This window comes from Gluconobacter sp. Dm-74 (assembly GCF_018256135.1).
In the GTDB taxonomy this organism is placed as follows: Bacteria; Pseudomonadota; Alphaproteobacteria; order Acetobacterales; family Acetobacteraceae; genus Gluconobacter; species Gluconobacter cadivus.
The window spans coordinates 1-20,005 of sequence record NZ_JAERLX010000017.1; the positions used below are offsets into that span (position 1 = coordinate 1).

Consider the following 20,005-nt stretch of genomic DNA (forward strand, 5'->3'; position numbering starts at 1 on the left):
CCTGTTCCTGTGCCCAAGCCGGAAAAACCCCATAGGATCGTGAAGAAACATCTCCCGGTTCCCCTGCACCGGAAGCCGAGCCCGGACAAGATACCGCCAGCGGATCAGACAACCGCGCCGCCTTCCTCTGAGGCCCCCCCCGCCCCGTCACAGACCACACCTGCACCGGGAGCGTCCTCGTCCCGTGCCTCACATGATCCTGTCACATGGCAGGGGGCGTTGCTGGCGCAACTCGAGAAATTCAAACGCTATCCCGCCGACGCCATGGCTGATCACGAAGAAGGCGCCCCGACGGTCACTTTCTCGATGGACCGCAAAGGGCATGTTCTCTCAGTAACGCTCGCCAGCAGCTCGGGTCATCCGCTTCTGGATCAGGAAGCTGTAGCCCTTCCCAAGCGCGCGCAGCCCTTGCCGCCACCGCCTGATACAGTCGAGGGTGATCCCATCACCCTGACCGTTCCCGTCGAATTCTATATTCATTCCGACCATAGCTGAAGTTCATGCCCCGTGAGAGACCAGCTCTGAATTTGATGAAGTGCCATTTTCCCAGGCACAGGAGAAAGTATGAACGTGATATAAACCTTACCAGCTGTATCCTATACTGGCCTGAGCATTCCGGCGTTCACCATAGTAGCAGTATTGCCCATCAGCGCCGTAGGCGAAGCAGTTCGCAATATAGTTTTTATCAAACAGGTTTCTCACACTGGCAGACACTTTCCAGCCACGCAGGGAGTGTGACATGTTTTTCAGATCATAAGCCACGGATGCGTCGAAAAGAGCATATTGCGGAAGCCAAACACTCCCATATGTCGCTTCGCCGCCATAAACCTTGTTCGAATACCGCATACCCCCGCCAAAGCCGAAGCCCTTGAGCGGGCCGGAGGGCATCGTATAGAAAGCAAACAGGGAGGCATTCCCCTTGCCGGACTGGATCAGTGGCTTGCCGGTAGAATCATCCTTGACCTTCTGGAAGCTGACGGCCGCTGTAACCATCAGATTATGGAATGGCTGGGCATGTGCTTCAAATTCGAAACCGTCCGAATGAACAAGCCCGCTTTGCAGGCTGTATCCGGTATTGGCAACGGAGACGAGCACGTTGCTCTGCTCGATATGAAAACCCGCCGCAGTCAAAAGGACGGACGTGCCGGGGATCTGGTATTTCAGGCCGCCTTCAAGCTGCTTTCCGATGGATGGATGAGCCTGACGCAGCGTTGCCCCTCCGTCATTCGACACCGTACCGGACTGTGGCTGAAAGGATGTCGAGTAGCTGATATAAGGTGAAAGACCAAAATCGAAATGATACAGACCAGACGCACGCCAGGTGATCTGGCTTGCACTCTGCCGGGTATTCGACTGCTCGAAATATTCGACCTGTCTCGACCGGTACCAGTCATTACGGAGACTGCCCGTCAGGATCAGACGTTTCCAGCGGATCTCGTCCTGACCATAAACGCCCGCCTGATGGGACTTCGTAACATAGTGCAGATAGGGCGTCAGATCCGGAATAATCATATGATAGTCCGGGTGCAGTACGTCCAGATCAGGTGCATCGCCAGAGGCCTCCGTATCGTTCGCCTTCTGCTGCATGTAGTCAAAGCCGAACATCAGCGTATGACGTAACGGACCTGTACGGACTTTCCCCTTGAACTGACTGTCAAAGGCCAGATTATAGGTATGTTCCTGCGTCCCATAAGCTGAACGCGACAGCATCTGGCCGCTGATACCGTCATCACTGTCGTAATATCCGTTGTTATAAACACTGCGATAAACCGTTCTGATGTCATCATACCGACCGCGCGTGCTGAAGCTCCAGTCATCATTGAAGCGATGGTTCAGAATGTAGGTAATGGCACCCTGACGACGATTGAATTTTTCTGCTGATACATCGCCGTCATAGAAATTGCGCGGCAGATACCCGTAGGAGGCCCGTTTGAGAGAGCCGATCAGTGGAACGCCACCATAAGAGCCGTTCTCCGGGTCATATTGGTAGTTCCCAAGCAAAGTCAGGGTCGTCGGGCCATCGCCACCGAACGTAAAGGATGGACTGATGCTGAAACGCCGACTTCCGGTCCTGCTCAACTGCGTGTGCTGTCCGTTGACCGTCCCGTAAACGCGATAACGGACCATCCCGTCATTCGTCGCAAAACCACCCACATCCGCATCAACACGATAAAGATCGAACATCCCGCCCGTCGCATTTACGCCGCCATAGAACCGCTGGTCCGTGGGGAGTTTGCTGGACATGGCCGTCAGGCCACCGGGGCTCGACTGGCCGTAAAGCGCGGAGGCCGGTCCTTTGAGAAGCTCGACGCGATCCAGCCGGAACGTATCGGTCTGGGCTACCGCAAAACCTGTCGGACTGTCCTGAAATTTCAAGCCATCCAGGAAGGTTGGAACGGTAAATCCGCGAAGATCAAAAAGATCATAGCGCGTCCCTTCCCCACCGCGTGTATCCGCAGTCACACCCGCAGCATAGCGGACGGCCTGATTGAGGTTCAGCACACCACGCGCATCCATCTCGTCACGGGTGATGACCGTCACGGACTGGGCGGTCTCGACAAGCGGTGTGTTCGATTTGGTGGCCGATGAAGCGACGGTCGATGCGAGATGAGCGCGAACCTTGATCTGCTCAACATCCTTTGCGTGTGTTTCCGCGGTTTTTGGAGAAGTCTGCGCAGCTACGACTGCTTCTGAACGCCGACCTGCATCAGGCTTTTTTTCCTGATCGGCTGCGAAAGCCGTATCATTCAGGACGATCAAAAAAAGGCCCGTGTAGATGATCCTGTTACGCTGCATACCCCACCCATGTGTCGTTACCGGCTTCTGCACCCAGAGGGTCGGCGGTCTGTTTTTTTGAGAATAACTCTTAATTGCGCTCCTAGTCATATTTGCAAGCGTCATCAACCGATGCGAAAGCCATTGGCCCGAACGCAAACAAAATCTGCCTGATCGACGATAATGGAAAGTGCCGGAAGGACGGTTGGGAGTTACGGAACCGGTGTCAGTGTGGTCGCCCGCAGGGCCCGGGGAGACATTCCGAACGTCCGATGAAACATGGTGCTGAAACTGCCAGCGTTCTCGTACCCCAGTTCAAATGCCACTTCGGAGACAGGTTGCCCGGCAGCGATGCGGGATGCTGCCTCAATCACCCGGACACGACGGCGCCAGGCAGCAAAGCCCATACCCATTTCCTGATGGAACAGTCGTGTAAAGGTCCGTCTGGCCATGCCAGCCTCGCGTGCCCAGTGGTCGATGTCCCGACAGTCTCCGGGTTGGGCGACAATAGCCATACACACACGCAACAGACGCTGATCGGCGGGAAAAATCAGCCGGTTCATAATGGGAGTGGCGCGGCGGATTTCATCGGCCAGAAGCCGTGCGATGGCTGTCATGCGCTCATCCATGACAAATTCGTATTGCATGGCAATGATCTCATCCACGAGCCCGCGCATGAGAGACGAAACATCAAACATCTTGCAGGGAAGATCAGTGACTTCGGTCAGACCCGGATCGACATAAACCACCTGAAATGTAAGGTCTGTGCGGCACTCCGCTTGATGGAGGGTGTTGGCGGGAAGCCACAGTCCCTGCCCGGTGCCCAGTACGAAACTCTGGCCCAGAGCGCTGACAGTGACCGTTCCTCCAAGAAACAGAGAAAGCTGGGCGCGGTCATGTCTATGATATGTGTCCACAAAACCGTCTGCATAACGATCTGCAAAACCTACGACCGGGGGCGGACAAACTGGTAGGTCCGCCGTTCGCTTCATACCACCATGACCCAAGTGGTTTTTCTTCAAAAGATATCCGGCATGATGACCACGTCCGGTGCTCCATCATCTGTTTAGGACGGTCTCAGCCGGGTATTACACACCACTTTCAGGCTACCAAGGCGATTTTTGTATCAATAAGACCTGTAGAGGGCCGTCTGGACTTGTCGCACAGGCTTTGCACACGACAGAGACAGAAAAACAGTTCCGTACAACTATGGACTACGCCCCATACTGCGTCATGCGTGCAAACCGGCCTTCTCCGATTCCAGGGCGGTTCGGTCCCCCATTGCGCGGACCCATCAGCCCCATGAAGAGACGATACCAGCATGACCGGTCCGACAGATGGCGCCTTCCGGGGTGCGGTGAACCACATTTGACGTGGATAACGGGGAGCCCAACGTTAGGCCGTTGTTTACCCTGTCACACGAGGCTGAAACGCCTCAATGATCCGGCATTCGGCAATCTTGCCATGCTGACATTGCGCAAGAAGTTGTGTCAGTTCCTGTCGGAGTGTCTGCAGATCGTGAATCCTGCGCTCGATATCCGTGACATGGGCCTGGACAGGTTCGTCCACCTGTTCACAGGACCGAGCCTCCTGCCCGGACAATTCCAGCAACTCCCGAACCTGATCCAGCGGAAAGCCGAGTTCACGCGCCCGGCGGATAAAGCCCAGACGCGCCAGATGCGCGCCATCATAAACGCGGTAATTGCCAACGCTCCGTGGTGGATGCGGCAGCAATCCGATGCGTTCATAGTACCGGACGGTTTCAACCTTCGCGTCCGTCAGGCGGCCAAGCTGCCCGATCGTATATGTCTGCATCATGAAGTTCTTGACCCTGTAGTGACTACAGGGTGGATATGGGGTGCTCGTCGTTTTTTGCGAGAGTGTCCCCATGCCCTGCTGTCATGACTCCTGCTGCCCGAGTTCCGTCTCTCCTTCGACTGGTCGCGATGACCGCCACTGGCACCGAGCACTGTGGGTCGCGCTGATCGTCAATGGCGGTTTTTTCCTGACCGAGATTATCGCCGCCGTCATGGCGGGTTCCCCCTCCCTGCAGGCGGATGCGCTCGACTTCTTCGGAGACACCGCCAATTACGCCATTAGCCTTACCGTCACGGGTATGGCGCTGGCGTGGCGTAGCCGAGCGGCAATGCTCAAGGGCGTGACCATGCTGGTCTTCGCGCTCTGGGTGCTGGGCAATACGCTGTGGCATGCTTGGTCAGGCACTGTGCCACATGCCGAAACCATGGGCCTGATCGGCGCGCTGGCACTGCTGGCCAATGGGGGTGTTGCTCTGATGCTGTACCGCTTCCGCAGTGGGGACGCGAACATGCGCTCGGTCTGGATCTGCTCGCGCAATGACGCTATCGGCAATCTGGCGGTTGTACTGGCGGCATTGGGCGTTTTCGGCACCGGTACGGGATGGCCGGATATCATCGTGGCTTTTATCATGGGAGGACTGGGTCTGCATGGCGGGGCACAGATTGTGCGCCATGCCCGTATGGAAACCGCCAGCGTCAAAATGGGTCTGGCGGGCTGACATCAGCGTCCTCATGGCCAGTTCGATCTGAAGACGATCTACGCAGCCTGCCGGTGCTCCCGACCTTTTTCAAGGCGGCACAAGCAATTCGACTTGTAAGGTCGACTCTCCCAGATGTTCTTGCATCCATTTAGCCTCTTCGCTTGGGGTGCGATGGAAGTGGCGCCTGAAATCCCGGCTGAACTGGGCGGGACTGGCATAGCCGACTTCGGCAGAAATCGTGGCCATTGAACCCTTGCGACGTGAAACCATCAACCGGGCTTCGTGTAGCCGCAAAGCCTTGATGTATTGGATCGGGGTCGTTCCAGTGAGGGCCTTAAAGTCGGCGTGATAGGACGGAACGCTCATACCGGCCTCGGCAGCCAGTTCTGGCACCGACAGTCTAGCATTATAGCGTTCGCGGATCAGCGTCAGGCTGTGTACGATCCTGTCTGTCGTGTTGTGGCCACGCAGCGCTGCCATCAGGGCGTTCCCCTGTGGACCGATCAGGACACGATAATGCAATTCCCGGAGTAGCCCCGGGCCAAGAATGGCAAGTTCCTGCGGATGATGGAGAGCGTGAAGCAGACGCTGGAGCACATCGACAATAGAAGGCGTCATCCGGCTTGAAACCATGCTTTTTGCTCGCGCTCCCTCGTCATGACCCATGTGTCCCTCCAGTGCTGTCACAATTTCAGCGGCCAGATGCAGGTCAAAATCAAAGTAGAGAGCCAGCAGAGGTTGTTCGGCGCTGGCCTGCGACGCCATCCGAAAAGGTACGGGGACTGAAACCGCAAGATAATGGTCGGCGTCATAGCGGTAGACCTCGCTATTGAGGAACCCCTGTTTGGCCCCTTGCAATACAAAGACCGCACCAGGGCGATAAAGGACCGGCACATCTTCAAGGACGGTCTCGGAACGCAGGATGCGAATACCGGGCAAAAGCGTGGCGTTGTAGCCAGTGCGCGGTGCAAGGGCGGCGGCTTGTACAAAGAGAGCAGAGGGTGTGGAATGAGGGCTCATAGGATCAGGCAAGAATATTAGAGGAACTGCAATAGATAACGCGCCGGTTCAATATTATTGGTCAAGAGGTGAATGCAACCAGACAGAGCAGCGCCATGACAAAGAATACTTTTTTCATCACAGGCGCAAATTCAGGCTTCGGGTTGGCCATCGCCCGGGCTGCCCTTGAAGCAGGTCATCGGGTGATTGGTACAGTCCGCTCGCCAACCGCAAGAGCATCGTTACTGGAGCAACTCCCGGATATCCGCGTGGTCCTGTGTGACGTCACCGAGTTCGATCGTATTCCCGCCATTGTCGCACAGACAGAAGAAGATCACGGTCCGATCGACGTGCTCATCAACAATGCCGGGTATGGCCATGAAGGTATTCTGGAGGAATCCTCTTTAGAGGAAATGCGGCACCAGTTCGACGTGAATGTTTTCGGAGCCATTGCAGTCGCCAAGGCCTTCCTGCCGCGCTTTCGCAAACGCCGTGGCGGCTATATCGTGAACGTGACATCGATGGGTGGTCTCATCACCATGCCGGGCTTGGCGTCTTACTGTGGTAGCAAATTCGCTTTACAGGGGATTTCAGAGGTCATGCGCGCGGAAATGGCGCCGTTTGGCGTTCATGTCATCGCACTGTGCCCCGGATCATTCCGCACAGACTGGGCCGGGCGTTCGATGGTGAGGACTGAGCGCTCGATCGAGGACTATGATACTCTGTTCGACCCTATCCGGGCAGCTCGACACGAGAAGAACGGCAGACAATTGGGCGATCCAGCGAAACTCGCCGCGGCAGTGCTTCAACTCATCGCGTCGGACACGCCTCCACCTCAACTCCTTTTGGGGAGTGATGCTCTGCAACTGGTTCGTGACCGTCTCTCTCGTCTGGAAAAGGAAATTGCGGACTGGGAAGAGTTAACCCTATCGACAGACGGCTGATCTCTTTGGAGATCAGTGCTGGATGTTTCCGAGAAGCGAACCGCCATAATATTACTCGAAAACAACGGGTTTGCTTCCGTCAATGCCGGGCTTCTCGCGGCACACCTCACTTGCTCGGAAGGAGCCCCGAGCCGATAATTTCCACCAACCAGTCAACGAAGACACGCACACGCGGAGAAAGCTGTTTGTTGCTCGGATAGAGCACCGAGAGCGGTGTGGGTGTCGGGGGAAAGTCGGGCAAAACTTCAATCAACCTGCCATTCGCGAGATCATCAATGAAGCGGTAACGTGGTGCCTGCACAAGGCCGAAGCCTTGCCGGGCGGCAGCGGCACTGGTTTCAGCGCCACTGACCAACAACTGCGTCGGCAGCATCACCTCGATCACTTCCTCTCCGCGCGTGAACTCCAGCGGCAGTGGCTGGCCGGTGCGCGACGATACGAAACCGATCATCTGATGGCCTTGAAGGTCCTCCGGGGTCGTGGGCATTCCATGCCGCGCCAGATAGTCCGGGCTGGCTACGGTGATCTCTTCCATCACCCCCAGGGGGCGGGCCACCATGTCGCTATCGGCAAGAGCGCCGGCCCGCACGACGCAATCCACGCCTTCCCGGACCAGATCGACAAACCGTTCGCCCTCCCCGAGATGGACCGTCAGGGCAGGATGACGCGCGAGGAATTCGGGTAGCGCAGGTAGCAGGATGGTGCGCGCGAGGTAGCCGACGACGTCTACGCGCAAAATCCCAGAAACAGTGCCAGCGGCCCCACGATCCGCGTCCTCGAGATCGGCCAGGATCGCAATGCAGCGCCGATAATAGGCAGTTCCTTCTACCGTGGGCCGGACGTGTCGGGTCGAACGTTGCAGCAATCGGGTGCCAAGCCTGCTCTCCAGCGTCTTGATCGCAGCGGTCGCGACCGGCCGCGAAACACCACAGGCGGCTGCCGCAGCACTGAAACTGCCGCGATCAACAATGCGGATAAAAAGATCGAGCGTGGCAAGCCTGTCCATGGGATTGTTCCATGATGCAAAACAATGCTTTCGGAAAGGACGATCTTATCGAATGGTCTATAGGGTGAGCAATATCGGGTTCCCATCAAACGGAGAGTCCCATGCTTGAAGTCAAAACAATTGCCCTCGTCACCGGCGGAAGCCGAGGCCTCGGGCGTTCGACGGTCGAGGCGCTTGCTCGACGCGGTGTTTCATCGATCTTCACTTACCACGCCAACAAGGCTGCTGCTGACACGGTTGTCGCCAGCGTAGAACGCAACGGGGTTCGCGCTGTGGCCTTACAACTCGATACAGGCGACGCTCATACGTTTCCGGCTTTTGCCAATGAGATTCAACGCGTGTTGGGTGACTGGGGGGCTGAGTGTTTCGACTACCTCATCAACATGGCAGGGACGTCGCATAACGGTCTGTTCGGCGAGGTGACGGAGGAGGATCTTGACGCCGCTTATCGTGTTCACGTGAAAGGTCCTCTCTTCCTAACGCAGGCGCTACTGCCATTGATCGCGGATGGCGGTCGGATTGTGAACATCTCTTCCGGGCTGACCCGTTTCTCTTACCCTGGCCGGATCGCCTACGCCTCTATGAAAGGGGCGGTGGAAGTTATGACACGTTACATGGCCAAGGAACTCGGCCCACGCCGTATTGCCGTCAATACAGTTGCCCCGGGCGCTATCCAGACGGATTTTTCAGGCGGTGTAGTACGGGACAATCCGGAGGTGGCCCGGCATATCGCGGAAGCAACTGCGCTTGGACGTCCGGGATTGCCGGATGATATCGGCCCGATGATTGCCTCGCTGCTGTCCGAAGACAATCGTTGGGTCAATGCACAGCGGATCGAGGTTTCCGGCGGCCAAGCTATCTGAGTGCGAACAGCCAGCTTGAGGGCGTCTGTCATCAACTGATAATAGGCTGAGCAAATGCTTCTCGATATTGTGGTCGTTGCTGCATTGTAGGAATTCCCGTAGTCGGAGCATTTATGGGTGAGCCATAATATAGTGACCGGCAACGAGTGAGCGCTTGCAGAAAACACTGTGAGTTTCCTGTATGTCCGAGGTGAAGGCGTGAGCAGAATTTATCAGCTTCTTGCCTTCACCACTTGCACTATGTGCTATGCCCCACGCTTGTGACGTACTTGGTCGCTGATCAATACGCTCTCACAGGCGAGATCACAGCCCGTCCCCAGACTACTTGCTGGATCGAGGATGACATCGGCCTCCGCGATCTGGACGGAAGAGTACGGACCGGTAAACTGCGGCCTGAATGGTGGATATTGAAAGATCGTGGCATTACTACTGATCTGATCATGTTGTGTGGAGGACAGACCAAATGGAGCAGACTTCAGGAGGCATCTTAGGTTTCCACCATGTTGCGATCATAGCGTCCGATTATCAGCGTTCCCGACATTTCTACGTTGACGTGCTGGGCTTCCCCGTCCTCGCTGAAAATTTTCGTGCCGAACGCGACTCCTGGAAGTGCGACCTCAAGGTTGGTGACGCGCAAATCGAACTCTTTTCCTTTCCGGCGGCTCCTCCTCGGATATCGCGGCCAGAAGCTTGTGGCCTACGGCACTTGGCTTTTCGTGTTCAGGACATCTCTGCAGTGGTGCAGCATCTTGAGCGTCATGGTGTGGAATCGGAGCCTGTTCGAACAGATCCGTATACAGGCCGCCTCTTCACTTTTTTCTCAGATCCAGACGGCCTTCCTCTGGAACTTTATCAGGTTTGAGAAGTGTTTTGCGCCTGTTTGCTATAACTTCTCTGGCTTTCGTTCTGAATGCCTGTTCTGGCGGCTCTAGTAAGCCTCCAGAGCATGAAACGGTTGCCTGCATGAGCTACAGGGCCATGATGGTTGCACCAATGTCCCCCGATGCCATGCAGCAGCTGCAGCAAAAATGCTTGGCCTCGCATGGCGAATAAAGACGCGCAGATCTATCATCATTCTGAAAGCGCGACGGTGCTGCTGGAAGGTATATTGATTGCCGAAAACGTGGAATTGATCGGCTGAAGAAGCTGATTGCGGAGTAGGAAAGCAATACGCTCCCTGCCCAGCCAACGACAAGGAAGCGTGTGCTATGACCCAGCGCAGTGCTTAAGGCCATGCGAATGACAGCCACCACGCCATGCATTAGCCCTACGCACGCAGCCACGGTAATGCACGATGTCAGAATGACAATGGCCAACACCACATATCCACGATGGATGACGGTTTGTCGTCAGGCAGGCCGAGTGTCTTATTGTGGCAACCATCCGGGACGACAGCGCTTTATCTCCTGAACTGTGCAGGGAAAGCATTCATGTCTATTCACGGATTATCGCGTTTCAAGGATAAGAAGGTTCTCGTGACGGGCGCGGCCTCAGGGATTGGCCACGCCACAGCGCTTCGGTTTCTTGACGAGGGCGCTCATGTCATCCTCGTTGATCGGGACAAGGCAAAGCTTGATGACGTTACAAAGGTGCTGGACCCAAAATATGCCGTGCCATCCCTGACGGATATTTCTGCTCCGGAACAGGTTGAGGATCTCTATAAATTTGTCGAGAAGCAGTTTGGGACACTTGACGTTTTGGTGAATAACGCTGGAGTGACTGCTATGGGCACCGTTCTGGATTGCGATCTGGCAACCTGGAGCACCGTCTGCTCGACAACCCTCACCGGCACTCTCAACGTTAGCCGCACATTTCTTCCCATGCTGATCAAAGCGAAAGGCAACATCGTCAACACCGCTTCGGTTTCTGGCATGAGAGGAGATTGGAATACGGCGTATTATGATGTCGCAAAAGGAGGCGTGGTGAACCTGACCCGCGTCATGGCCATGGACCATGGCAAGAGTGGTGTGCGCGTCAACGCAATCTGTCCCTCCGTCACACGTACGGCCATGACGGCAGAAGCGGTTAAGGACGAGGGCTTCGTCAAAAGTGTGGAAGATCGGGTGCCATTACAGCGCTTGGGAGAACCAGAAGATATGGCCGCCGCCATTACATTTTTAGCGAGCGCCGACGCGTCCTACATCACTGGTCTCATCATGCCCGTGGATGGCGGCGTGACCGCATCAAACGGCCAGCCACCATTCCCGATGTCATAAACCTAAAATGCCTTCAGGCGGCTTCCAGCGTCCTTTCGTCGGAGCGCGCTCGAAGGCACGGACACATATCTGCAGATGGAGACAATCAGGAATGCGCTCTAGGTCGGATGTTTTGTCAACATGATCTAGCCCAGCGAGCCTGTTCCAAAAGCCAGCCCCGCAGCTGCAATCAGAGCCGCATAATAAGCGTCTGAACGACTGATATTGGCATCAAGAAGTCCATTTTGCGCTAACTCCGCTTGCGTCACAGATCCTGTCCCTGCGCGATACGACAATAAAGCTGCATCGAAATTCGTTTGCGATGCCACGCGGAGTTTAGAGGCTGCTTCGTAGGCCTGAAGGCTGGTATGAAGAGCATTTTCCGCCAAAACGATCTGCTGGACGGCGCCATTAACTGTCTGCTGAAGAGTGGCCTCTGCACTATCTTCTTGATCTTGCGCACGTTTGACAATGGCAGCGCGCAGACCGCCGTCAAAAATAGGCACACTAATACCGCCAAGAATTAAAGTGCTAAAGCGATTTCCTGAAAGATTAAGAGTAGGAGAAACACTATCGCTGGCACTCGGGATGGAGGTCAGGCTCGTTCTTCCCGTTGAATATGCCACATTGCCGGTCATAAAAATACTTGGAAGAAATGCCGCTCGAGCTGCAGAAATTCGGCTTTTGGCAGAACGTGTTGCAGCATAAGCGGCCAATACATCAGGACGACGTCCAACCGCGGCCTTAACCACTTCATCGCTCAAACGAACGTCTTCTAACGATAGAGGACGACCCGATACGTCTTCAAGATCGAGGTGTGAGTTTGTTGAAACACCCATATTATTAAGTAACGCCAGATATGTATTCTGTTCTTCACCTTGAGCTTGCACAAGACGGAGATTAACCTGAGCCGTAACCTGCCGTGCTTGAGTGACATCCATAATTGTTCCCTGCCCCTGCTTCAGTCTCGCTTCGGCTGCAGCCTGCACGTGCTCTGCGTTTTCGAGAGCAGTTTGCAAGAGTTGTGCCCGGGTGGATGCCGCTGCATGCGTATAGAAGGCAGTGGTAACGCTATAGATTATTTTTTGATGTACACCTGTGAATAAAACATTTGTAGCCAGCTGGGCTTGGCGTGCGGCGCCAATCAATGCCTCTCTTCGTCCAAAGTCAAACAGTAACCAGCGCAAGCCTACAGTTTGTACCTCAGCTGTACCTGAGCTTCCCCGCCTCGGAGTGCCGTTAATGCCGATGGTTCCATAGTCATCTGCATTCAGAGAGGCTTCTGTAGTCTGACTTCTGGCTCGAGACCAACCTCCTACAACAGTCGCCGTCAACGTTGGAAGATAGGTACTCTTGATGATGCCAACGGCCAGCGCAGCATCCCGTGCGGTATTCCATGCTTTCCTCGTTTGAGGATTAGAAGACTGCGAAATATCAATTAATTCCGCTAAATTATAGGGAGTTTTTTGCTGGTTATTGATTAATGGCGCACTCCCCTCAATAGCAGCGTTTGGATTGGAAGGAAGAGTATATTTTCCAGGTAGAGATAAAGCGGAGATCCTTTTCTCTTTTCCAGGAATAATGACACCTCCAGACGTGACATTAGGGGTCCATGGATGATCAGGACCGGAGGGTGCTGTATCCAATTCTGACGTCGCGCATCCTGATAAAACAATTGTTAATGAAACTATTAAAAACACCCCTCTTTTGCGTTTTATCAATTTAGTGTCTCCATATTCATAAATATTTTATTTTTCGATTTATCTATAATATTTATTAATTTTCCGAAATCTTCTTTTTGAAGCTGTGAATGCATTACCTTTATGAGAAACACTTGATTTTCATAACATAACAGAATTTTCAAGATTCTGAATCAAAGAGATTAAAGAAGCGTTGATTGTGTCTTTGGTCCCTGATTTTAGGGTATACTGGATTGATGGATGGTTCTGGATAATGACTTTTTACTCTGCGTTTGCAGCGGCATTAGATATGCAATATCCGTGGGGAGATTGTTTTTTTCATGCTCTCTGATACTATCCTTGCGCTTTCGCGCCTACCGGGCGCCACAAACCCTTATGAAATTGCTTTTCTGGCATGCTTTCATAGTTTTGGGAAATGCGATCTTTCCTCCAATCGATAAAGCTTAATTCTGGCGGATGAACAGTTCTTCATAAGATCGAGAGCGCCCTTCCGGAGATTTTCCGACGCCCCAGCGCCAGAGATTTTTTGCATCGTCTGAAAAACGCCAATAGGCAGCTACGACAACGTCGTCCCCAAGCATCTCCAAAATTTCGAATTCCCGTTCCGAGATCTGGCGAACACGTACACTGTCAAACCGCACACTCCCCCGCAATGGGCTGCTTTCTCCGGTCAGGGGCGTATCATAGTCGAGCGTTTTGACAGGCTGGCTTTTGTCAGTATCGTTTTCCGAGTGATAAATCAGCCGCCCGTCTTGAAAATTGAGCCAAAGGCGTAAGCTCATATCAGGAGGAAATTTTCCATCGCTCCATGAAGAAGAGGCATTTTCAATCATCCATACACCATTGAAAATTTCAGACATCATACGATTCCCGTGAAGTATTACTTGAAGATTTATTCTGGCATTCATCGATCTGCCCGAAATATCCTGTCAGCAGACAGCACACTGCTCCGAGCACACCGAGTAGACACGGTAAAAGCAATGCATTGGGCCAGCTCAGCCCGGTTTTAAGAAGATGAGCCGTCAGAACTGGCACAACACCCGCAGCGAGATTCCCGCAGAATCCAGCCCACCCAACGACCACGGCAGCATGATGACGGGTCAGTTCCTGTGCCAGAGTCCAGATCGACACCTGACACGGACCAAGAGCTGCCAACGCGGCGCAAAGCAACACTACCGAGGCGATAGTCCCGTGACAGAGGGCCGCAGCTTCCAAAGACAGCGCACTTGTTACGGCTCCTGCAGCACCAAACAGCACCCTGGCCTGAAAAACCGATCCTGTTCGCGCATAGATCCGATCGCTGGCAAAGCCACTGGTGACAACCGAACCGTAAAGACAGAACCAGGGCAAACTAAATACCCAGCCCATCTCCCGGTAAGACAGATGACGTGCCGAGAGAAGATATTGAGGTAATGTCACATGATAAAAGGACTGAACTGCCAGCATGCACAAATAAAAGCCGCCGATAGCCCAGAAGCCTCCTGATGTGGCAAGCTGATATACAACATGTTTGTCGGGAAGGAGTGCTGGCGTGTCTCCCCGATGACGGTACGGACCATCGCGAAACAGCAACAGCCACACGACGCTCAGGACTGCGCCAAAGCATCCGAAAACGAACAGGCACCGCTGCCAGCCGAACATCAGCGTCGTTTCGGTCGTCAGGGGGCCGGCGAGAGTGGACCCCAGATACAGGGCACCAAGTAATACGGCATTGCCACGTGATCGCCGCTCAGGAGCAAACCAGTCATGCACCGCCACAACACTCGCGCTCCAGTCCGGCGCCTGGAATGCCCCCATCGCCATGCGTAGCACCAGAAAAGATACAAAACCGGCTGAGAGCGGCATAAGCATCGTTGTTACGGACCACAACAGACATGCCATCCCCAGCGCGCGGCGCGGCCCCAGCCGGTGTACCAGCCATCCGCTAGGCAGTTGCATGACCGCATAGCACCAGGACAGAGCGGAAATCACCAGAGAAATATGGACATAATCAAGCCCCAACGTCTGTCCGATACGCGGAGCAGCGAGCGCGAAGCTGTTCTTGTCGAGTGCCATCATCAGGTTGACCGGAACCACAAGACCAACCAACGCCAACCAGGGACGCAGACCATCTCGCTTGGGCGTCAGTTCTGAAGTCATGCGTCGGCCGAAACGGGCGCCAGTACAGGTGCCGCAAACCGCAGGTTCTCTAAAACGGGCAGGATACGACGCGCATGAGCAATGCGCTCCCGGTGCAATGTCGCAAAACCAAGCGCTGGCTCCTCACCCAAAGCCAGTGTTACGACACCAAGCGGATCTACCACCATACTGGCGCCAATATTGCGCGGACCACATTCTCCAACAGCTACGACATAACAGGTATTTTCAAGCGCCCTCGCTACGGCCATGACTTCCCAGTGACGCTCCTTGGATGGCCCCCTCACCCAGGCAGCCGGTAGGAGGAGAACCTCTGCACCTTCCAGCACCAAGTGGCGGGCCAACTCGGGGAAGCGGACATCGTAGCAGGTCATCAGACCCACCCGCATGCCAGCAATTTCCAGAACCGGTGGCAGATCCACGCCGGGAGACGTTCTTTGGGACTCTTTCATGTTAAAGGCATCGTAAAGATGCAGCTTGCGATACAGCGCAATAAAGGCACCATCCTTCATAACGAAATGCGTATTGAAAAAACGTCCCTGCCCGTCCGGAACATTCACGCATCCTGCTACGGCAATCCCATAGCTTGCCTGTTTCAACCCTTCCATGAAGGGCCCATCAAGGGGCTGGGCGGTCCGGGGCATGATTTCCGGATCGTTGATATCGCGGGCCAGAATACCCTCAGGCAGAAGCAGGAGGTCGGCGCCTTCCGTTTTTGAACGTTCAATCAGTTCCAGACACTGCTTCTGATTGGTTTCCCAGTCCGCAGCAACTGCAAATTGTCCCAATGCGACTTTCATGATCACAGTCCCCTCTTAAAAACCGTAACTCAGACGGCCGCCAATAAAACGCGGTGCTCCGGGCACATGCTGATATGTCGTGCTCTGCGATGAGGACGTGATGCTGTAGTGCCGGTCGAGAAGATTCGTGACGTAGATCGTGGCATTCCAGCCCTGTTTCTTGTTCCCGATGGTGGCATATGTCCCCATCAGGAAATATGGCGGAAGCCTGTAGGCACCCGTCCCGCCGATCGTCATCGCCTGTGAATCCCGGTAATTACCATTTACGCCCAGATCCGTAGACAAGCCGTAGGGCAGATTGGCGCGATAGGCGATGCTGCCACTCAGCGTCAGTTTCGGAATCCCGAGATCAGCGCCGCGATAATCCGTATAAAACGCCTTATAAACTCCGGTTGCGACCCTGTTGGCGTTCACGGCTGGTGTATTGAGCGCATAAAAGGACGTGTAGGAACCGCGCTCATATCCCATGTTACCATTGATATAGATGTGGGATACCGGATGCGCCTCCGCACTGAGTTCAATGCCCCAGATTGCCGAATGGGGAACATTCACATACGTCCCCAGCGGACCGTAATTGTTCAGTAGGAAACTCGAAACGACCTGTTGGTTATGGTAGTCATAATAGAATGCTGCACCGTTGAGGCGCAATTTTCCTGGTAGAGGTTCACTTTTGAAACCCACTTCATAAGCCACGAGGGATTCTGGCTTGAACGCCTTAAGCTGCGCCTGCGCAACCGTGTTGTTGGCTGCAAAACCACCGGGCTTGAACCCCTTGCTGACCTTGAAATAGGTTTGCAGATGTTCTGTCAGCTGTGCCTGGATCCCAAGTAACCCACCCAGTTGGTTCGTTAGCGCCCCTTCAGGGGCGAAGTCTAAAGTGTTCACACCGTATTTGATCGTTTTGAAATTCAGAAGCTGGCGGTCGTCTGACATGTGGTTCAGGCCACCAAACACCGTGATAATTTTCGTAAGATCGTAGTTCACGTTCACATACTGCGAAAACGCCTGCTGATTCTGATCGTACGAACTTTCTGAAATATATCCGCGCCCCTGATAATCGCTAAAATTGTTATAAAACTGCTGTTGCATGCGGGAACGATTGTAATAGGCGCCTACTGTCCAGTGCAGTTTTCCTGGTAAAGTGGAAACCAGTTTCAGTTCCTGCGAAAAGACGTCGCCATTCACATTTCGATAAACGTCGCCAGTCGCAAGTTCTGTACCGTCCTCATCCGAGTATTCGCCCTGACGCTCTGTTTCGAACGCCGAAATGGATTCCAGACGTGCAAAACCCAATTCCCGGCTGATCCGGAAATCCGCACCCCAGAAAATGTTATCTTCAGACGGTTTCAGACTCTCGGGACGCCCAACAAGTTTTGCAAAACCGGGCTGAATTCCCCAGGCCGTCTGGCGGTAGCCGGAGAATTTCGGATATTTCTGCCACGCTGGCGCAAGGTTGATGACCGGATTGCCATTGACCAGTTCAGACAGATCCCGCGTCCAGTGTCCTCCCAAGGCAATGACCGTCTTATCGTCAGGTGTCCATTTCAGTTTGGCGCGAAGCGAGGTCTGGTTCTGGTCGCCGAGATGCCCCCCATTCAACGGGTTATACTGCCATCCCCCGCCTTGTGTTGTCTGTGCTGCAACTCTGAACGATAGATTCTTGGCGAGAGGACCGGAAACAAAGCCACTTGTCCGCGAACGCGCATAACTGGCGATATCCTGGGTAATATTCCCGTGCCAGTCAGACGTAGGATCATTCGACTGTAGCGAAACCTCACCGCCCGTATCTGGCATGCCATGAGTAAAGCCCATCGGGCCGGGCGCAATATCCACATTTGCGATATCGAACATCATGCCATCCGTCATGGACGAAAACGGATAAGCTATTCCATCAAGATAAACCATGACAGATGAGACGTTGTTCTCATAATAATCATCCATCCCAACGCCCCGCAGATGATAGTTGATGCTCTGCGTCCCCTTCAGGGATTGTACCGTGAGATTGGGCGCCAAATTCTGAAGATCGGTCACGGACACAACCCGGCGTTCCAGCAGGGTTTGAGCCGAAATCCGTGTATTGGAATCAGGCTGACGCTGCGCTTGGGCAAATGCAAAAAAATGCCGTCCCTGCACTTGAAGACTTTCATCCTGGGATGCTTGCACAGCAGTTCTTTTCTTTGGTGCCACCAGTGGGGTAGCTTTGCCCGCAAGATGGGCTTTGAAGCGCTTCGTATGTGGGATCGACGTCTCCGCCAACGCTGTCGGCATGTAAATGAGACATGCGGTTCCGCAGAGAAGAACTGCTCCGGCCGAAAGGGGGCGTCTCTGCCTGAATGAAGAAGGCATGCTCATCATGTCGTTTCGATCCGTGTTCTAAAAAGGGTCGGCAACGAAATGATTAAGAGGCCTTCACTCCTCTGGCGCAAATGATATTACGTTATTGGACATTTATTTGCTGGAATCACGATATGGAAGAGTTTAATCCGGAGTGGTTTGTAAACCGCCTGCATGACCGCTCTGCGCGGGGTCTCGCACGGCAGATTTCCGCCCTGATACAGAGTGGAACACTGCCGGTGGGGACACGTCTGCCCTCAATCCGGGATCTGGCTTTCGGTCTGGGTATCAGTCCCGCTACTGTTTCCATCGCCTGGACCGACCTGCGGAAAAGGGGAATTATTGCCGGGCGTGGCCGACGCGGAATGCATGTGTGCAATATGTTTCTCTCGCCCCGCCCTGTCAGGCGCACGGCAAGTCTCAGCTCTGAAAATGTCAGCCTCAATCTGACGTCCTATACGCCAGATCCTGTCCGCCTGCCCAATCTCTCCGATGCGTTCGAGGCACTGACCTCTATTCCCAACCTTAATACTTATAACGACGAAACGATTTCTCCGGCTCTTCGCGCGATCTGTGCCGCGCACTGGCCCTATCCGGCCGAGGATTTCATGGCGACCAATGGTGCCTACAGCGCTTTGTTCGACACCATGCAGGCGCTCATTCCTCCAGGATCCACTGTGGCGGTTCAGGATCCTGCTCCCATGCGAATTCTCGATATTCTTGATTACCTGAGTACCTCGATCCTCCCGCTGCAAAGTGATACCGACGGCATTCTCCCCGCATCGTTGGCACAGGCTCTGGCTAGAAATCCGACGGCACTATATCTGCAGCCCAATATCAATGCTATTACAGGTCAGCGTATGTCGCGCGCGCGCCTGCACCAACTTGCCCAGATCCTCAGAACATCTCCCTCGACATGGATCATCGAAGACGACGCTTTTCCGTGGTTTTCGGGCGTGCTGGCAGAAAGCATTGGAGTATGGCTTGGTCCACGCGTCATCCATGTGCGCTCGCTCTCCAAGATTTTGGGACCAGACCTGCGGCTGGGCATCGTCTCCGCGTCATCTATGATTATTCGTGAAATCCAAGCCTATCGCAGCTTTGGTCCCGTCTGGACCAGTCGTCTGTTGCAGACTGTCGCCGCCCGACTTCTGGAGAATGAGAAAACTCACCAAACCATCCACGGAAACTATCGCCATCATCAGGAACAACGCCATGAAATGACCTCTGCTCTCCGCCACAATGGCATCGACATCCCTACCGGAGAAGGTTTCAGTTTCTGGATTCCTGTTCTGAATGATGAGGCCGCCTGTGCTTCTCTTGCTTCGCAAAACATCCGGGTTTCGGCTGGCCACCAATGCTCCTTATTGGCACCCTCTCATATCCGCTTCTCGATTTCTCACCTCTCCGGCGATTTCGAACGCATCGCGGCTGCCATACAACGAGCCGCAAGAAAAACGACGTCTCCCGCTGAACAAAGCGATCTGAAACCAGTGTGATGAGCTGGCTGTTTGTAGAATGATATTATTTCATTGGAAACGTGATCCTATGAGCCGCCCTATGCCGGATCGTCGACAAAGAGGACGATACGATTGATCGCTCCCTGCCTCCGACCCGGACTGAACTTCAGAAAGGCGGAAAATATGAAGTCTCTAAAGCTAGGCTCAGGACCTATTAATTTATTGAACTGAGCGAGAGGTTGTGATTCACAGGCTTACCGATGGAGGGTAGGCCT

General features: G+C 54.2%; 17 protein-coding genes. 7 read left to right on the top strand and 10 right to left on the bottom strand.

Annotated elements, in window-relative coordinates; genetic code table 11:
- A partial coding sequence (locus tag JK208_RS15210; protein ID WP_211576635.1) for an energy transducer TonB occupies positions 1-495 on the top strand: 495 nt, incomplete at its 5' end.
- A gap of 87 nt (positions 496-582) precedes the next feature.
- Here the strand turns inward: JK208_RS15210 and JK208_RS15215 are convergent.
- From JK208_RS15215 to JK208_RS15225, 3 genes are all read right to left on the bottom strand, one after another.
- Positions 583-2,796, bottom strand: a complete 2,214-nt coding sequence (locus tag JK208_RS15215; protein ID WP_211576636.1) for a TonB-dependent siderophore receptor — start codon at positions 2,794-2,796, stop codon at positions 583-585.
- 191 nt (positions 2,797-2,987) lie between these two features.
- Positions 2,988-3,767: a helix-turn-helix domain-containing protein gene (locus tag JK208_RS15220; RefSeq protein WP_211576648.1), complete on the bottom strand. Its 780-nt coding sequence runs from the start codon at positions 3,765-3,767 to the stop codon at positions 2,988-2,990.
- 415 nt (positions 3,768-4,182) lie between these two features.
- Positions 4,183-4,593, bottom strand: a complete 411-nt coding sequence (locus JK208_RS15225; RefSeq protein WP_211576637.1) for a helix-turn-helix domain-containing protein — start codon at positions 4,591-4,593, stop codon at positions 4,183-4,185.
- Between the two features lie 70 nt (positions 4,594-4,663).
- On the opposite strand from JK208_RS15225, the gene JK208_RS15230 reads away from it, so the two are divergent.
- Complete coding sequence (locus tag JK208_RS15230) at positions 4,664-5,311, top strand: cation transporter (RefSeq protein WP_211576638.1); 648 nt, start codon at positions 4,664-4,666, stop codon at positions 5,309-5,311.
- A gap of 69 nt (positions 5,312-5,380) precedes the next feature.
- On the opposite strand, the gene JK208_RS15235 is transcribed toward JK208_RS15230, so the two are convergent.
- Positions 5,381-6,313 (bottom strand): AraC family transcriptional regulator, encoded by a 933-nt coding sequence (locus JK208_RS15235; RefSeq protein ID WP_211576639.1) that lies wholly within the window; start codon positions 6,311-6,313, stop codon positions 5,381-5,383.
- Positions 6,314-6,408: 95 nt separating this feature from the next.
- Between JK208_RS15235 and JK208_RS15240 the strand changes: the two genes are divergently transcribed.
- Entirely contained in the window at positions 6,409-7,236 is an 828-nt protein-coding gene (locus JK208_RS15240) for an oxidoreductase (RefSeq protein WP_211576640.1), read from the top strand.
- Positions 7,237-7,342: 106 nt separating this feature from the next.
- Here JK208_RS15240 and JK208_RS15245 read toward each other — a convergent pair whose 3' ends face one another.
- A complete protein-coding gene (locus tag JK208_RS15245) occupies positions 7,343-8,242 on the bottom strand; it encodes a LysR family transcriptional regulator (protein WP_211576641.1) in 900 nt (299 codons plus the stop codon).
- 101 nt (positions 8,243-8,343) lie between these two features.
- On the opposite strand from JK208_RS15245, the gene JK208_RS15250 reads away from it, so the two are divergent.
- The 3 genes from JK208_RS15250 to JK208_RS15260 all read left to right on the top strand — a co-directional run bounded on the left by JK208_RS15250 (position 8,344) and on the right by JK208_RS15260 (position 11,321).
- Entirely contained in the window at positions 8,344-9,105 is a 762-nt protein-coding gene (locus tag JK208_RS15250) for an SDR family NAD(P)-dependent oxidoreductase (protein WP_211576642.1), read from the top strand.
- 463 nt (positions 9,106-9,568) lie between these two features.
- Positions 9,569-9,967, top strand: coding sequence for a VOC family protein (locus JK208_RS15255; RefSeq protein WP_194268867.1), 399 nt, complete (start codon positions 9,569-9,571; stop codon positions 9,965-9,967).
- A 568-nt stretch (positions 9,968-10,535) separates the two neighbouring features.
- On the top strand, positions 10,536-11,321 hold the full coding sequence (locus tag JK208_RS15260) for an SDR family NAD(P)-dependent oxidoreductase (RefSeq protein WP_211576643.1): 786 nt from the start codon (positions 10,536-10,538) through the stop codon (positions 11,319-11,321).
- 125 nt (positions 11,322-11,446) lie between these two features.
- On the opposite strand, the gene JK208_RS15265 is transcribed toward JK208_RS15260, so the two are convergent.
- The 5 genes from JK208_RS15265 to JK208_RS15285 all read right to left on the bottom strand — a co-directional run bounded on the left by JK208_RS15265 (position 11,447) and on the right by JK208_RS15285 (position 18,099).
- The gene (locus tag JK208_RS15265; protein ID WP_211576649.1) at positions 11,447-13,018 is read right to left on the bottom strand and encodes a TolC family protein; all 1,572 of its coding nucleotides are present in this window, start codon (positions 13,016-13,018) and stop codon (positions 11,447-11,449) included.
- Positions 13,019-13,443: 425 nt separating this feature from the next.
- Positions 13,444-13,863 (bottom strand): hypothetical protein, encoded by a 420-nt coding sequence (locus JK208_RS15270; protein ID WP_194263325.1) that lies wholly within the window; start codon positions 13,861-13,863, stop codon positions 13,444-13,446.
- Positions 13,853-15,139: an MFS transporter gene (locus tag JK208_RS15275; RefSeq protein ID WP_211576644.1), complete on the bottom strand. Its 1,287-nt coding sequence runs from the start codon at positions 15,137-15,139 to the stop codon at positions 13,853-13,855. The genes JK208_RS15270 and JK208_RS15275 overlap by 11 nt, the downstream gene beginning before the upstream one ends.
- Positions 15,136-15,936, bottom strand: coding sequence for a deaminated glutathione amidase (locus tag JK208_RS15280; protein WP_211576645.1), 801 nt, complete (start codon positions 15,934-15,936; stop codon positions 15,136-15,138). The genes JK208_RS15275 and JK208_RS15280 overlap by 4 nt, the downstream gene beginning before the upstream one ends.
- Positions 15,937-15,951: 15 nt before the next feature.
- Positions 15,952-18,099, bottom strand: a complete 2,148-nt coding sequence (locus tag JK208_RS15285) for a TonB-dependent receptor domain-containing protein (protein WP_349292008.1) — start codon at positions 18,097-18,099, stop codon at positions 15,952-15,954.
- A gap of 305 nt (positions 18,100-18,404) precedes the next feature.
- On the opposite strand from JK208_RS15285, the gene JK208_RS15290 reads away from it, so the two are divergent.
- Positions 18,405-19,769 carry a PLP-dependent aminotransferase family protein gene (locus JK208_RS15290; protein WP_211576647.1) on the top strand — a complete coding sequence of 455 codons (1,365 nt, stop codon included), beginning with the start codon at positions 18,405-18,407 and terminating at the stop codon, positions 19,767-19,769.
- The last annotated feature ends 236 nt before the right edge of the window (positions 19,770-20,005 follow it).

Excerpts from the sequence above, each read along its gene's own strand:
- JK208_RS15215 (WP_211576636.1), bottom strand. The coding sequence starts at position 2,796 with ATGCAGCGTAACAGGATCATCTACACGGGCCTTTTTTTGATCGTCCTG.
- JK208_RS15220 (WP_211576648.1), bottom strand. The coding sequence starts at position 3,767 with ATGAAGCGAACGGCGGACCTACCAGTTTGTCCGCCCCCGGTCGTAGGT.
- JK208_RS15225 (WP_211576637.1), bottom strand. The coding sequence starts at position 4,593 with ATGATGCAGACATATACGATCGGGCAGCTTGGCCGCCTGACGGACGCG.
- JK208_RS15230 (WP_211576638.1), top strand. The coding sequence starts at position 4,664 with ATGCCCTGCTGTCATGACTCCTGCTGCCCGAGTTCCGTCTCTCCTTCG.
- JK208_RS15235 (WP_211576639.1), bottom strand. The coding sequence starts at position 6,313 with ATGAGCCCTCATTCCACACCCTCTGCTCTCTTTGTACAAGCCGCCGCC.
- JK208_RS15240 (WP_211576640.1), top strand. The coding sequence starts at position 6,409 with ATGACAAAGAATACTTTTTTCATCACAGGCGCAAATTCAGGCTTCGGG.
- JK208_RS15245 (WP_211576641.1), bottom strand. The coding sequence starts at position 8,242 with ATGGACAGGCTTGCCACGCTCGATCTTTTTATCCGCATTGTTGATCGC.
- JK208_RS15250 (WP_211576642.1), top strand. The coding sequence starts at position 8,344 with ATGCTTGAAGTCAAAACAATTGCCCTCGTCACCGGCGGAAGCCGAGGC.
- JK208_RS15255 (WP_194268867.1), top strand. The coding sequence starts at position 9,569 with ATGGAGCAGACTTCAGGAGGCATCTTAGGTTTCCACCATGTTGCGATC.
- JK208_RS15260 (WP_211576643.1), top strand. The coding sequence starts at position 10,536 with ATGTCTATTCACGGATTATCGCGTTTCAAGGATAAGAAGGTTCTCGTG.
- JK208_RS15270 (WP_194263325.1), bottom strand. The coding sequence starts at position 13,863 with ATGATGTCTGAAATTTTCAATGGTGTATGGATGATTGAAAATGCCTCT.
- JK208_RS15275 (WP_211576644.1), bottom strand. The coding sequence starts at position 15,139 with ATGACTTCAGAACTGACGCCCAAGCGAGATGGTCTGCGTCCCTGGTTG.
- JK208_RS15280 (WP_211576645.1), bottom strand. The coding sequence starts at position 15,936 with ATGAAAGTCGCATTGGGACAATTTGCAGTTGCTGCGGACTGGGAAACC.
- JK208_RS15290 (WP_211576647.1), top strand. The coding sequence starts at position 18,405 with ATGGAAGAGTTTAATCCGGAGTGGTTTGTAAACCGCCTGCATGACCGC.